This is a genomic window from Mycolicibacterium nivoides (genome assembly GCF_003855255.1).
Lineage (GTDB): Bacteria > Actinomycetota > Actinomycetes > Mycobacteriales > Mycobacteriaceae > Mycobacterium > Mycobacterium nivoides.
Map to the genome: position 1 here is coordinate 6,187,558 of NZ_CP034072.1, position 13,447 is coordinate 6,201,004.

Below are 13,447 nucleotides of genomic sequence, written 5' to 3' on the forward strand. Positions count from 1 at the left end.
GCGCAAGGTCAGGCGCTGGGAACCGCGTCCCCCGAAGTCTTTCGCAGATCGGCGAATTCGGAGATCGACGCCGAGGTGACCGACGCGACGGGCCGGGCATTGGGCGCCGATGCGTCGGACTTGGACACCATCACCACGTTGTCGATGTAGGGCTGGATCGTCGTGCTGTTCTGCACGGTCGACACGATCACCAACTGGAAACCGAACTTGCGGAACGCCGACAGTGCCTGCTGGGCGAACTGCGGATCCGACTTTGAGAACGCCTCGTCCAGCATCAGCTGGGCGAACAACGGCCGGGTGTCATTGCTGTCCGGGCTGGCCAGGTTGAAGCTCAGCGCCCCGGCCAGGCAGAACGCCATGAGCTTCTCCTGCTCACCACCCGAGTTGTCACCGGAATTGCTGTAGGTCCGGATGACCTCGCCGGTCTCGGCGTCGCGCTCTTCGCAGTACAGCACGAACCGGTTGCGCACATCCAGCGCATCGCGTGTCCACTGCCGGTCCTCGGGTGTGTTGCCGGCCAACAACTTCCGCAGCTGCAGGATGTCGGTGTACTGATCGAACATCGCGGTCTCGTCGCCGAAGCTCACCAGCGACACCCGCGAGGAGATGCGCTGGGCCTTCTCGTTGAGTTCGTCGACCGCGGCCAGATGCCGGGTACCGGCGTGCAGGGTCAGCCGGGTGCCGCGGTTGAACTCCACCGCACCCAGGCCCGTGTTGACGCGGGCGATCTGCTCGGTGATCCGCCGCGCCTCGTTGTCGGCGATCATGTGCAGGTTCAGGATCGCGCCCGGCGCCTGTTCGGTGATCAGCCGCTGCATGCGCTCGTAGGCGTCGGGCAGCTCCCGCTCGTCGATCCGACGGCACAACGCCACGTAGTCGTGCACCCGCTCGTCGAACACGTCGCTGTCGTTGGGGATCGCATCGGGGAACGAGCTGTCGTAGGCCGCCATGATGCCGGCCAACTCGTCGTGCGAACGGTTGCGGTCCGCCCGCAAGCGGTCCCGCTCGCGGCTGATGACGCGGGTCAGTTCGCTTCGGTACGGCTCGGGTTCGAGCAACTCAAGGGTCAGGGCGATGTCGGCGGCATAGCCGTCGATCGTGTCGCGGGCGTGCGACGGGAACTCGCTGGACCCCAGGCGCTCGGTCAGGACCTCACTCAACTCCAGCAGCGCGGTCCGCCTGCGGTCCAGTGTGGTCTCACGTTCGTTGAGCGAGCCGATCTGCTGGATGACCTTCTCGACGCGCTCCCAGCATTCGTCGGCCCGCTGTTGCAGCCGTTCGGCGTCGGGGTTGTCGGAGACCAGCAGATCGTGTTCGTCCTGCAGCCGCTCGAGCATCTCGTCGACCGAATCGGTGTCGATGTCGCTCCACTGCATGAACTGATCGCACAATGCCCGGCAGGCCCGCTCGCGGGATTGCAGCTGGCCGCGGTGCTCGTCTAGCCGCTCACGCGCCGTGCGCGCCACCTGGTACACATCCTGCGCGGCGGTCAGATCATCCTGCAGCGCTTCGACTTTGGCAGCGGTGCCGCCGAGGAAGATGTAGTCCGAGGGCCGCAGCCTCGATCGATCGTCCTTGATCGAGAGCCGGCCGCTGTCCTTGCGCAGGCCCTGGTCGGTGACGGCGCGGGACTGCTCGGTGAACTCCTCCGGCCCGTCGACGCACACGTAGTCACCGATGCCGGCGATCACATTGAGCGCCTCCACGGCACTGTCGTGTGTCGGGTCGGCGAGCTGGAGTTTGGTGGCCAAGGTGCCGGGAGGCGGGGTCCGCAACTGCGAACCGTGCTGGACATGCTGCAACTGGATCCGGCCGCGCATGTCGTTCTCGTTGACGAACCGCAGTGCCCGTTCCATGTAGGCATCGGGGACCAGCAAGCGTAATCCGGCGCCGCGCAACACTTTTTCGACTGCCAGCCGCCACCGCGACTCGTCCGGCTTGAGCTCCATCAGCTCGGCCACGTACACCAGATCGCGCTCGGAGATGTCGAGAGCACGGGCGATGCGCGCCCGCATCTCGTACTCGGTCCTCGGCAGCGGAGAGCCCAGCCGCTGCACCCGTTCCAGCTCGGCTTCCACACTCTCCCGCGCCTCACGGGCCCGGACTTCCTTCGCCGAGGCCTCGACGTAGGGCTGGTTGCCGGTGAACAGTTCGCGATGCAGCCGGTCGGCTTCCTCCATCAATGTCTCACGCAGCGACCAGAATTCCTCGCCGTTGTCCGGCGGCGTCAACCCGAGCGAGGTGACCTTGTCTTCGTAGCCGCTGCGCCGGCGGGACACTTCCTCGCTGATCCGCTCGGCCTCGGTCAGCCGTTGCTGCAGCGGCACCAGATCCACGGTGACGGTGTTGATCTGCGCCATGAGCGAGTTGTGTTCGTTCTTGAACTGGCGCTGCTGGGAACCGAACTCATCGCGCTGGGCACCGAGCTGCGTGATCTGATCGTCGAGATTGGCGATCTCCGGACCGGCCTGGGCCAGCCGCACATGGTCGACGTAATCGCGGATCATCACGTTGTCGATGGTGTCGATCACCCCGAACTTGGCCGCCTCCTCGGCGTACCGCGCCTGGACCGCGGCGATATTGCCGAGGGTATTGCGCTTGCGCCGGGCCACGTCGAGCAGGCCGCGCGCCTCGACGAGCGGGTTGATCTGCTCGAGGGCCTCCTCTACGCCGCTGAGACTGGCGGGCTCGTCGAGCATGAACTCGCGCACGAACTGCTCAAGTCCACCAACGCTTTTCAACGACTTGGCCTTACCGAGCAGCTGTTGGGCCGCCTCGGAGGCACGGATGCCGATGCTGGAGTACAGCTGGGCCAGGTACTGGCTCTCGCTGCGACCGCCGGTCCAACCGTCGTCGCGGAACACCGCGGCGTCATAGCCGTTGGCCGCCCAGCGGTTGCACAGGCCGAAGATGTCGCGGTCGTCGTCGATCAGGTAGTACCGGCTGCCCGGGTCCGAGGTCTTCTCCGCGGCCAGCCATTTGAGCACCAGCCCGGTGACCGAGCGCCCGGTGCGGTCGCTGTAGGTGACCGCGACAGCCGACCAGGCCGGCCCGGTCCCGCGCAGATACATGATCTGGCGGCTGGTGCCCTCGCGTCGCTCACCCCAGGCACCGCGGACGTACTTGTCGACCGTGCGCTTGCCGGTGCCCGCACCCGCAGCGGTGGTGTCGCCGGAGGCATTGAAGTTGCGGCGGTGTGAAGGCAGGAAGGCCAGCGAAATCGCGTCCAGCAGTGAGGATTTACCGCTGCCCGAGGATCCGGTGATCAGAGTGCCGTGCCGGCTGAACGGGATCGAGTGGTACCCGTCGAACACGCCCCAGTTGATGACCTGCAGGCGCGACAGAGAGAACTGATTGGTCGGTTCAGCCATGAGCGTCCACTTCGTCCTCGAGCCGTTCGGCTGCATCGGTGTCGTCGGAATCCTCGACCGTGCCGTTGGCAGCCCGCTTGAGCTGCTCGAACTGTTGCTGCAGTTCGGTGATCATCGAGGCCGTCATGATCGCGTTGACCACCGGGCTGATGGTGAAGCTGTCCTCGTCCTCCCGGTTGCGGGCGAGCATCTCGATGTCGGTGAGCCGCTCGATTGCGTTGTCGATTCGCTTGTCGAACGAGGCGGTGTCGCGGTCGGTGTCGTTGTTGACCCCGGCGAACAGCTCGTGGATCTCGTCACGGCTGATCAACACGTTCTCGTCGCGCGCCGCGGCACGCATGAGCTTGGCCAGGTGCAGGGCCAGGATCGAGTCGTAGGTGTTGAGGGTCTCGCGTCGCAGCAACCGGCGCCGCCACTGCGATTCGTAGTCGGCCTGCTCGACGTAGGCGATGTCGTGATCGTCCGAGATGCACAGCCGCATATCGAGTTCCGACAGCCGCACGGTGAGTTCGGTGCGGTACCGAGTCACCCACGACCACAGCTCGGAGTGGTTGTCCTTGCTGACGTAACGACGCGAGAGCAGGTGCTGCAGTGCCCAGCAGGCCCGGTCGGGCAGTTCGCTGACATCGCCGTCGAAGCGGGGCGCGCGGCGCTGGTCGGTGGACCGCTCGACGGAGTCGATGCTGGGCAGAGCGTCGAAATCGATCGCCGCATCTGAGACCGGCACTGCATCTGGGTCGCGCGACGTGTCCGGGGTGTCGGTCATAGAATGCTCTCGCTGGCAGTAGGGATCGGCTCGGTGAAAACCAGTCTGGGGATCTCGATTTCGCGGTCGGTCCCCTCAAGGGACCGGAACCGGACTTGGACCGATTGCGCGGATTCGACTCCTGACTGATGCTGCTTGAGCGCCCAGGACCACAGCACGATCACGTGTCCGAGGTAGGCCGAGTCCAGCATGCCGATCGCGTCGGGCAGCGACAACGGCCCGGCCGCCACCGCGCCGTTGATCAGCTCGGCCAGTTCCGCGGCGTCCACCTGCGAGGCCAGGGCCGAGAACGCCGACAGATTCACCTCGCCCTCCGACGATTCGGCCTGCGACGGCGGGATGGCGTCACGAATCTTGAACGCCACGGCGCCAATCGAATTGAAGTCCGTCCGGACCAACGGCACCTCGATGCCGATACGGCTGTCGGCGAGCGAGACGCTGAGCAGTTCGTGCGCACTGGCCAGTGCGTCGTTGAGCTGACGGGTGACGCCGCGGCTCTGCTCGAGCGTGCCGGACGCGACGAAGCGCTTGATCCGGCGAGCGCAGCGCTGCCTGGTCCGGCCCACCTCGGCCGTCTGTGCCGAGACCAGGCTGAAGAACCCCGTCATCACCGCACGCAGGTCCGGATCCAGGTGCGGCAGCTGACGGGTCACCATCTCGATGTCGCTCACCAACGCGGCCCGCTGCTCAGGATCCTGGATCATCCGGGTGAAGGCGGTGTAGGACGCGCTCTCGCGGGATGCGAACAGCGACTCGTAGTCGTCGAACAACTGGCGCTGACGTTCGCGGTAGCCGAGATCGGTGTCGGCGGAGGCATCCAGCAGCCGGGTGGTGATCCGGTTGAGCATGCTGCCGTACTGCCCGATGTCCGAGACGATCTGCTCCATCTGCAGCGCGATGGCACGGGCCTCATCCTCGACGTCGACCAGGTCGGGTTCGGGGCGCTGACCTTGGTCCAGGGCATCCAATTCGTCACGCAGCTTGGCGATCTCGGCTTCGATGTCGGCGCGGATGCGCTCGGGATCGTTGCTGACCTGTCCGGCCACCCGCCGCAGCCCCGCGGCGATGCCCGTGATCGAGCCGCCGGTGGCGATGGTGTCCTCGCGACGCATGCGGCGCGCGAAATCCAGCACGGCTCGCGCCTCGTAAGTGAGGTAGCAGACGTTGCGTTCGGTGTCGCCGGCCTGTTCGGTGATCCGGTGTAGCCAGCCCTGGCTGGCCCAGTACTTGATCAGGGCCAGGCCCGACTGTTCGGTTTCGGAGCCGAGATCGGCCAGGTCACGTTCGAGCCGGATCACCAGCTCCATCTCGGTGAGCTTGGCCCCGCGGTCCAGGTGGCGTTCCATCAGCGTGATGTAGGTGGCCAGGTTGTTCGTCACCAGCAGCCGCGCCGAGCGCGAGTCGGCGACCTCGCGGTTGAGCTGGTAGAGCTGGTCCAGCGACCCATGGCCGGGGACAGCGGCGGCATCAGGCATGACCGGCCCCTCGTTTCGCGTTGGACATCGGCACTACTTTAGGCGGCTGACGGGACAGGGTCCGACTCCAGTTCGGTTTGCTGTTAGCTGTCAGACCGGCCATTGTGACCGACACCGCAGCCCACCTGCCCTAGAGTCATCCGGTGACTCCTGCCAAGGTGCCGCCCGCCGGATTGGTCCGCGCGGCCGAACGCGTCCGCCATCACCTGCGTCGCCTGCATCAGCGCGCGGTCCCGCCGCCCGCGGCGATGCTGGAGATGATCCTGGGCGCGTGGGTCGCCCAGGGCATCGCCGCCGCCGCACAGCTCGGGGTTGCCGACGCACTGGCCGACGGCCCGCTGCGCGCCGAGGAGCTGGCGCGCAGGGTCGAGGCCAACCCCGACACCCTGGACCGGTTGATGCGGGCGCTGGTCAGCGAGGGCGTCTTCCGCCGTACCCGAGACGGCCGCTACGCGCTGAACGCGCTGGGCGACACGTTGCGCAAGGACGCCCCGGTCTCGATCGCGGGGATGGCGAAATTCGTCGGCTCGCCGCAGCATCGCGAGCACTGGAGCCACCTCGCCGAAGCGGTCCGCACCGGTGAGGCGGTCATCCCCAAGCTGCGCGGCAAAGGGGCGTTCGACTACATCGGCTCCGAGCCCGAACTGGGCGCGATCTTCAACGACGCCATGACCAGCATCTCAGAGCTTGCCATCGCCCCCGTGGTGGCCGCCTATGACTTCACCCGGTTCGGCACCATCGCCGATGTCGGCGGCGGGCACGGCCGGCTGCTGGCCGCCGTACTGACCGCCACCCCGGCCGCCCGTGGGGTGCTCTACGACCTGCCCCAGGTGGTCGACGGGGCACCGGCGATGTTGGGCAAGTACGGAGTGGCCGATCGGGTTCAGGTGGTTCCCGGGTCCTTCTTCGACAGTGTCCCCGGCGGCGCAGACGCCTACCTGCTGAAGAACATCATTCACGACTGGCCCGACGACGAGGCGTTGGCGATCCTGCGCAATGTGCGGGCGGCGGCCGCGCCGGGCGCCACCCTGCTGCTGATCGAAGGTGTGATCCCCGACCACGACCGGGAGTTCCTGGGCAAGTGGACCGATATGGAGATGCTGATCGGCATCGCCGCCCGCGAACGTACCGCGGCCGATTACCGAAAGCTCTACGAGCAGGCTGGATTCCGGCTCACGCGTGTGGTCGAGACGGCGTCACCGTTCAGCCTCGTGGAGGGTGTGGCGGTCTAGTCGTCGTTCGCGCACGGCGAGGTGGCGGCCACATTGAGTCCGTAGATACCGCCCGCCGTGGTTTCGGCCTTGACCGAGACGATGTACCCGCGGCCGTCCTCGTAGGCCTTGCTGTTCGGCGGTTCTGGTTCCGGCCGGGTCCACGGGATGGGGGCAAAACCTTCGTCGACCAGGGTTTCGATGCGTTTGAGCGCCGATTCGACGAGGTCGGGCGCCGGGTCGACGATCCACGCGTTGCGGTACACCCGCCACGGCGGGCCGTCCGGCATCATCCCGGCATTCGTCCGGCAGCCGTGCAGGGCCGCGTGCGCGGGATCGGGATCGATGGGCTTGCCCACGATCATCGACACATAGCCGGCCACCACCCGGGCGGCCTCGGTGACGGTCAAGGTGGTGGGTTGCATCGTCGCCTCATCGTCGGTGGGTGGCCGGTCTTTGTGGAGGAATCCGCAGGCACTGGTGGCCATCAGGCTCAGTGCCACAAAAAGCGTTGTGAGAAGCCTCATTTGACCTGCACTTTGGGGCCGGCTTCGGGATGATCCGTCACCCGCGGATTTTCCCACGGATGCTGCCGCCGTTCGTAGGATCCATCATCATCCCAGGGCAGTTCGGGGATCTTCGGTCCGGCGCCGGCCCGTGCCTGGTCACTGGCTTCGGCCTGGAAATTCCCGTCATCACCGACGTCGATGTCCACGTAGTTGGTCTCGATCCCACGCTCCACATAGCCGGTGGCCTCGCCACCGTTGATAACCGCGACCATGTTGTGGAACGCATCTGAATCGGGGTCGTTCCAGTACTCGCCGTGCGCGTTCTGTCCCACGATCACCTCGCCGTGGTGCGGGCCCTCCCGCCCGTAGTACCCGGTGTCCAGACGCGTGACGCCGGGAATCTTGTCGGGGTCGGTTGCCGAGGGCAGCCCTCCCAGCGGGTTGCCGAGCTGCCCGTCGACGGTGTGTGGAATCCAATCCGGCAGGCCGATCGATCCGTTGTCGACGAGCTCGCGTGGCAGGGACTGAACCAGCGCGATGGGGTCACCGGGTGCGGTCATCGAATAACGCTGCACGTTCGGGTTCGGATTGGTGTACTCCCCGGTGAGGATGCCGGTGCCCGCCGACGATGCGTGCAGGACGCGGTCGGCCCGCAGCCCCATCTGTTCGGCGGTCCCGACGATGGCACCGCCGTAGGAATGGCCGATGTAGGTGACCGGCGTGCCGGGTGCTCCCGCACCCACCGCACGGTCGATCTCATGACCGAAGGACACCAACTTCGGCGCCATCGACGCGGCGTAGGACGGGTCCGACGCCTTGCCGAGATCCTGGGGAAAGTCGTCGCCCATATAGAGGAAGATCGGGGATCCGGTTTGTCGTGCCAGTTCCACCGCCGCGTTGTGGTTCGAGGCGCTGCCGTTGAGGTTGGTGCTGGTACCGGGGACCACCACACCGACACCCTTGATGCCGGGCTTGATGTCGCCGATCATCTCGATCATCCGGCCGTTGCCCTCGGTCGAGAACCCGACGAACTTGCGCGGCACCATGGTGCCGCTGCCGGGCGGAAACTCGATCGGGGTGAGCATCGCCTGCAACTGCTTGACCCGGGCGTCGTCGGGTGGTTGCTTCTTCAACTCCGCGTCCAGTGCGTTGCGGATGTTGATGTTGTTGGCTTCGATCCTGGTGTCGAACGGCACACCGTCGGTGTTTCCCATCACCTGCGGGTCGGCGAGCACCATCTCGTGCAGGGTTTCCGGGCTCAGACCCGCGAGGAACGCGGCCCGCTCGTCGGGCGTCATGCCGGCCAGCCGGTCGACCAATGCCTTGGGGCTGTTCGGATCGGGCGACTGCTTGGGATCCGGGGTGCTGAGCGCCGCTACCGCATCGCGTACTTGTTGACCGACCTTGTTGTCGGTGGTCTCGAACTGCGCCAGCATCGACTTCAGGTCCAACGAGGCGTTCGCCGCCATCGCCTGCAGCATCAGCCGATTCACCGGACTCAACCGAGCGAAGAAATCGAGTGCGCTGCCCGGGCGGATCGACACCGTGCCGTCGTCAGCGACCTGCCATCCTTGCCCCTCGAGCCGTTCGACGGTCCCGAGGATGCGGCTGCGTTGTTGCACCAGTTCGCCGCCACCGTCCTGCAGGGCGGAACTCAACGCGGTCAGGCTCTGATGGAGCCGCTGCATTCTTTCCAAAGTCGCTGTGGCGCTTGCGATCGCGGCATCGGCCGACGTCCCCGTCCAGCCGGCACGCAGCTTGTCGATGATGGCTCGCTGCTGATCCATCTGGGTCGACAGCGTGGAGGCGCGGCTGCTGACGTCGGCGCCGCCTTGCACGAGTGCCTCAGGATTGGACGACTCCACCTGCGAGATCGTCACCGGCATGTCAACCCGCTGGCTGGGCTGACTTCAGCCGGCGTGCGGACTCGTCGTCGGCGGTCTGGTACGAACGGGCGGCGGTGTTCAGATTGTCGGCATGCGTGCCGACCTCGGCGCCGATTGCCTGGACCGAGCTGTCCACCACCGTGGCGGCCTGGCCGCAGGCCGCACCGCTCTGCAGACCCGGCATGGCCGCTGCTGCTGCGGTCAACAGCTGCCCGACCGCCAGTCCGGTGATGACCCCGCCCACCGCGGTCTCGGCGGCGGCGGCCGACTGCAATTCGGCCGGAGCAACTTTCAGCACGGAACCCACACAGGGAGCCTAACGCCGGGAAGAGGTTCGCTCAGACACCAATTTTCCGATGGCGCCGCACCCTGGCACTGCCGCGTGAGGCTAACCGGCGACCGGATGACTTCCGGCGTCCGACGGCGTGCCCTTCAGGCCGCGCCAGAACAGATTGATCATCAACTCGGCGGCCTCGTTGACGTCGGCGTCCCCGGTGCTGACCCGGCTGGCGATCGCCTCGCCGGCACCCACCAGCGCCACCGCCATCATCTCGAAGTCGCTGTCGGGCTGAGGGTTACGTGTTCCTGTACTGAGCAGTCTGGCCACCAGGTCGATGATGCGGTCGCGGCCCTCGCGGACGGTGTGGGCAAATGCCTGCGAGCTGGTGGCCTGGGTGTAGAGCACCATCCACGAGGCCCGGTTGGAATCGATGTAGGTCAGGAACGCGAGCACGGCGCTGCGCAGCAGATCCTTGGGGCTCTGGGTGAAGTCGATCTCGCCACGCACCACATCCACGAACCGGGTCAGCTCCCGGTTCAGGCAGGCCCCGAACAACTCCTCCTTGGAGCCGTAATAGAGGTAGAGCATCGGCTTGGAGATCTCGGCCTCCGCGGCGATCGCGTCCATCGAGGTCTCGTGGTAACCGTTGACCGAGAAAATCTGCACCGCAGCATCGAGCATCTGCTGTTCGCGTACGGCCCGCGGCAGCCGCTTGGTTCCACCTGCCATCCGAACAGGATAAGCGTCCTGTTGACGGTCAGGGCAGCAGCTCAGCGCGCCGTTGTCCCTCCCACAGCGCCATCCTGGTCCGTGCGGGTTCCCCGACCGCATCCATCACCAGCGGGATGAGGAGTTCGGTGAGCAGGAATCCGGCCGCCATGCTCTGGTACGTCGTGCCCACGGTGCTCGACGCGGCCAGCACGACCTCGGCGTCCGGCGCCACCGGACAGGCCAGGTCGTCGGTGATGAGCAGCACGGTGGCCCCGGCCCGATGCACCCGGTGGGCCAGATCGGCCGCACTGCGCTGATAGCGGTGGTAATCGAACAGCACCACCACGTCGCTGCGGGACAGTTCCAGCAGGGCGCCGAGATCGCTGCCGGTGGGGTCGCCGAGCACTCGCACCCCGGGCCGTAGTTGTTCCAGATGCACGGCCAGATGCAGGGCCAACAGGTGCGAGAAGCGGCCACCGTGCAGATACACGGTCCGGTTGGTGTCGCACAACAGCGCGACAGCGGCCTCGAGGGCGGATTCGGGGAGCATCGACAGCGTTTGTTCGGCCTGGTCGTTCTGCGCACGCGCCTGCTGCAGCAGCCGATCGAGCAGGCCACCGGCCGGCGGCGCGTCCGGCAATCGGGTGATCGGTCCGCTCGATCGGGTCGACAGTTCGGCACGCAGCGTGACCTGAAGGTCGGCGAAACCGTCGTAGCCGAGAGACTGCGCGAACCGCAGCACGGTCGGCGGGCTGACCTCGGCGCGCTCGGCGAGCCTGGCCGCACTCGCCAGCCCGGCGCTCGGATAGTCGGCGAGCAGCGCCCGCCCTACCCGTCGTTCGGCTTTGCTCAACGTCGGCAGGGCCGCGGTGGTGCGCGCCTCCACCGTCGGTGCACCCGCCGCGGCTTCTGCGGCAGGTGTCGGTTCCGGGCGCGATTCGGGGGCCACAACGGTCAATCTGCCATGACCGGCACCGAGGTGATCGACAAGTCACTCATCGAGATCGCGGTGACACTTTCGGGCGGTAACGCCTGCCAGTCCAGATCGCCGAATCCGGTCGACCCGACGACGAGGGTGCCGTCGGCCGGACGCGCCCAGCGCAAGGCGAAGTAGTCCTCGAGGTGCTCGGTCGGCAGGTCGGCAGCGGTGATCTCCTCGACGTCGTCGTCCGGCAGATAGCTGTGGGCGTGCGCGTGCACCGCGATCAGCTGTCCCTCGCCGAGCACGAGCGCGTTGAGGCTCGCCTCCGGATACAACGGTCGCAGTTGCGCGACCGCCCGGCGGACCGCCTCCGCCAGATCCGGCGCTGCGCGACGGTGCTGCCGGATGATGCCGAAATAGCGTTCGCTGTCCGTGGTGCCGCGCAGCGACGCCGCGACATCCGGATCCAACAGCTCGTCGAGCGGCCCGGCGGGCTTGATGGAACCGTTGTGCGCCATGGCAATTCCGTCGGCCACGAACGGGTGCGAGTTCCGCGGCTCGACCGCTAGACCATTGGTTGCCCAGCGCAGGTGCACCACGCTGGCCACCGCAGCCGGCCCTGCCACCGCCGCGGCGAATGCCGGGTCATCGAGCGCGCTGCCCGGTGACACCGCGACGCCCGGGGCCTGTCCGGCCTGCTCGGTCCGTGCGACACCCCAGCCGTCGCCGTGCACCTTGGTCAGGGCCACGAAGTCTTTCAGGACATGCGCCCCGACCGCATCGAAGACAGATATCGGCTGCGCTGACACCACGCCGAGCAGTCGGCACATGGGCTCCACCCCTTCGTCCCCGGACCTCAGCCGGACCCTCGCTCCCAAAATCTAACAAATCAATCGTGGATCGACGATATTAAAGATTCTGAAACATTTATGACATAGCGTACGCGGAGAGTGAGCACCTCAGGAGGACTTATGCCGGCATCCATCACGTCACGCACCGAGGAACTGCGCGCCCGGGGTGTCGAGATCGTGGCTGGATCACTGACCGATCTCGCCGGCGTGACCCGCGCCAAATATGTTCCACTGCAGCGTCTTTCCACGTTCGAGAAGTCCGGGATGGGCGTGTCGCCGTCGTGGAGCGTGTTCTGCGTGGACAGCGGCATCGCCTTCACCCCCGACATCGGCGTGGTGGGCGACCTGCGGATCCGCATCGACCCGGCCGACATGCGCGTCATCGACAACGGCGTGGCCTGGGCCCCCGCGGGCCTGTATGACCAGCACGGCAACCCGGCCCCGCTGTGTACCCGGTCGCTGCTGGCCGGCATCGAACGCGGTGCGACAGACCGCGGCTTGAACGTGTTGGCAGGAGCGGAGCTCGAGTTCACCCTGCTCTCGGCCGACGGTGACCACGCCAGCGCCGGACCCTGGTCGCCGTACGGCATGCGGACATCACTCGACCGCTCCGGTTTCCTGGTCGATCTCGCGGTCGCCGCCGAACAGGCCGGGCTCGAAATCGAACAACTGCACACCGAATACGGTCACGACCAGGTTGAGGTGTCGCTGGCTCCGGCCAGGCCGGTAGCCGTGGCCGACAGTGTCGTCCTGGCGCGGATCGTGATCGGCCGGGTGGCCGCCCGCCACGGGCTGAAGGTTTCCTTCTCACCGGTTCCGTTCGAGGGCGAGGCCGGCAACGGTGCACACCTGCACCTGTCACTGGGCGATGCCGACGGCCCGCTGCTGTCCGGCGGCGAGGGTCCGCACGGCCTGCGCGAGGCCGGGGAGTCCGCGATCGCGGGAATCCTGGACGGCCTACCGGACCTGCTCGGGATATACGCCGGATCGACGCTTTCGGCAGCCCGTCTCAAGCCAGGGAACTGGGCCGGTGCCACCAAGTGCTGGGGCCTGGAGAATCGCGAGGCCGCGGTGCGGTTCGTCGCGGCGACACCGGGAAATCCGCACGGCGCCAACGTCGAACTGAAGATCATCGACCCCAGCGCCAACCCGTACCTGGCCGCCGCGGCGCTACTCGGTAGCGCGTTGCGTGGCATCGACAAGACCCTGCCGTTGCCGGTCGAGGTGACCGACGATCCCGCCGCCAGTGCGTCTCAACCGCTGCCGACGGATCACCGCGAGGTGATCGAGACGCTGGAATCCTCGTCGCTGGCAGCGGATCTGCTGACCCCGGCCGTCGTCGAAGGCCTCTCGGCCGTGCGGCGCCACGAGCTCACCACCTACGGCGACCGCCCGCTCGCCGAGACCTGCCAGGCGCTGCGCCTGGCCTGGAGTTGCTGACCCGTTCATCCCCGAAGGGAGCATC

The 13,447-nt window shown here is 66.9% G+C and carries 11 protein-coding genes; 2 read left to right on the forward strand and 9 right to left on the reverse strand.

Annotated features, from left to right (window positions below; all coding sequences use genetic code 11):
- Positions 1-8: 8 nt before the first annotated feature.
- Genes EH231_RS30155 through EH231_RS30165 form a run of 3 tightly spaced genes read right to left on the reverse strand, consistent with a single transcriptional unit; the run spans position 9 to position 5,612 of the window.
- Positions 9-3,371 (reverse strand): ATP-binding protein, encoded by a 3,363-nt coding sequence (locus tag EH231_RS30155; RefSeq protein WP_164481081.1) that lies wholly within the window; start codon positions 3,369-3,371, stop codon positions 9-11.
- The gene (locus EH231_RS30160) at positions 3,364-4,137 is read right to left on the reverse strand and encodes a DUF4194 domain-containing protein (RefSeq protein WP_090433658.1); all 774 of its coding nucleotides are present in this window, start codon (positions 4,135-4,137) and stop codon (positions 3,364-3,366) included. Before EH231_RS30160 ends, EH231_RS30155 begins: the two co-directional genes overlap by 8 nt.
- Positions 4,134-5,612 (reverse strand): DUF3375 domain-containing protein, encoded by a 1,479-nt coding sequence (locus tag EH231_RS30165; RefSeq protein ID WP_090433656.1) that lies wholly within the window; start codon positions 5,610-5,612, stop codon positions 4,134-4,136. The genes EH231_RS30160 and EH231_RS30165 overlap by 4 nt, the downstream gene beginning before the upstream one ends.
- 143 nt (positions 5,613-5,755) lie before the next feature.
- On the opposite strand from EH231_RS30165, the gene EH231_RS30170 reads away from it, so the two are divergent.
- Positions 5,756-6,844, forward strand: a complete 1,089-nt coding sequence (locus tag EH231_RS30170; protein ID WP_164481082.1) for a methyltransferase — start codon at positions 5,756-5,758, stop codon at positions 6,842-6,844.
- On the opposite strand, the gene EH231_RS30175 is transcribed toward EH231_RS30170, so the two are convergent.
- From EH231_RS30175 to EH231_RS30200, 6 genes are all read right to left on the reverse strand, one after another.
- A complete protein-coding gene (locus EH231_RS30175) occupies positions 6,841-7,350 on the reverse strand; it encodes a hypothetical protein (protein WP_124713912.1) in 510 nt (169 codons plus the stop codon). The genes EH231_RS30170 and EH231_RS30175 overlap by 4 nt on opposite strands.
- Positions 7,347-9,218, reverse strand: coding sequence for an alpha/beta hydrolase (locus EH231_RS30180; protein WP_090433652.1), 1,872 nt, complete (start codon positions 9,216-9,218; stop codon positions 7,347-7,349). The genes EH231_RS30175 and EH231_RS30180 overlap by 4 nt, the downstream gene beginning before the upstream one ends.
- A gap of 1 nt (position 9,219) precedes the next feature.
- Entirely contained in the window at positions 9,220-9,525 is a 306-nt protein-coding gene (locus EH231_RS30185) for a type VII secretion target (protein ID WP_124713913.1), read from the reverse strand.
- A gap of 81 nt (positions 9,526-9,606) precedes the next feature.
- The gene (locus tag EH231_RS30190) at positions 9,607-10,227 is read right to left on the reverse strand and encodes a TetR/AcrR family transcriptional regulator (RefSeq protein WP_044514716.1); all 621 of its coding nucleotides are present in this window, start codon (positions 10,225-10,227) and stop codon (positions 9,607-9,609) included.
- Between the two features lie 28 nt (positions 10,228-10,255).
- Positions 10,256-11,158 carry a MurR/RpiR family transcriptional regulator gene (locus EH231_RS30195; RefSeq protein WP_241177840.1) on the reverse strand — a complete coding sequence of 301 codons (903 nt, stop codon included), beginning with the start codon at positions 11,156-11,158 and terminating at the stop codon, positions 10,256-10,258.
- 5 nt (positions 11,159-11,163) lie between these two features.
- A complete protein-coding gene (locus tag EH231_RS30200; protein WP_124713914.1) occupies positions 11,164-11,961 on the reverse strand; it encodes a class II glutamine amidotransferase in 798 nt (265 codons plus the stop codon).
- A 141-nt stretch (positions 11,962-12,102) separates the two neighbouring features.
- Here EH231_RS30200 and EH231_RS30205 point away from each other — a divergent pair, with 141 nt between their 5' ends.
- Positions 12,103-13,422, forward strand: a complete 1,320-nt coding sequence (locus EH231_RS30205) for a type I glutamate--ammonia ligase (protein WP_090433646.1) — start codon at positions 12,103-12,105, stop codon at positions 13,420-13,422.
- Positions 13,423-13,447: the final 25 nt, after the last annotated feature.

Bases quoted from the DNA above. Each gene is read 5' to 3' on its own strand.
- EH231_RS30155 (WP_164481081.1), bottom strand. From the start codon at position 3,371: ATGGCTGAACCGACCAATCAGTTCTCTCTGTCGCGCCTGCAGGTCATC.
- EH231_RS30160 (WP_090433658.1), bottom strand. From the start codon at position 4,137: ATGACCGACACCCCGGACACGTCGCGCGACCCAGATGCAGTGCCGGTC.
- EH231_RS30165 (WP_090433656.1), bottom strand. From the start codon at position 5,612: ATGCCTGATGCCGCCGCTGTCCCCGGCCATGGGTCGCTGGACCAGCTC.
- EH231_RS30175 (WP_124713912.1), bottom strand. From the start codon at position 7,350: ATGAGGCTTCTCACAACGCTTTTTGTGGCACTGAGCCTGATGGCCACC.
- EH231_RS30180 (WP_090433652.1), bottom strand. From the start codon at position 9,218: ATGCCGGTGACGATCTCGCAGGTGGAGTCGTCCAATCCTGAGGCACTC.
- EH231_RS30190 (WP_044514716.1), bottom strand. From the start codon at position 10,227: ATGGCAGGTGGAACCAAGCGGCTGCCGCGGGCCGTACGCGAACAGCAG.
- EH231_RS30200 (WP_124713914.1), bottom strand. From the start codon at position 11,961: ATGTGCCGACTGCTCGGCGTGGTGTCAGCGCAGCCGATATCTGTCTTC.
- EH231_RS30205 (WP_090433646.1), top strand. From the start codon at position 12,103: ATGCCGGCATCCATCACGTCACGCACCGAGGAACTGCGCGCCCGGGGT.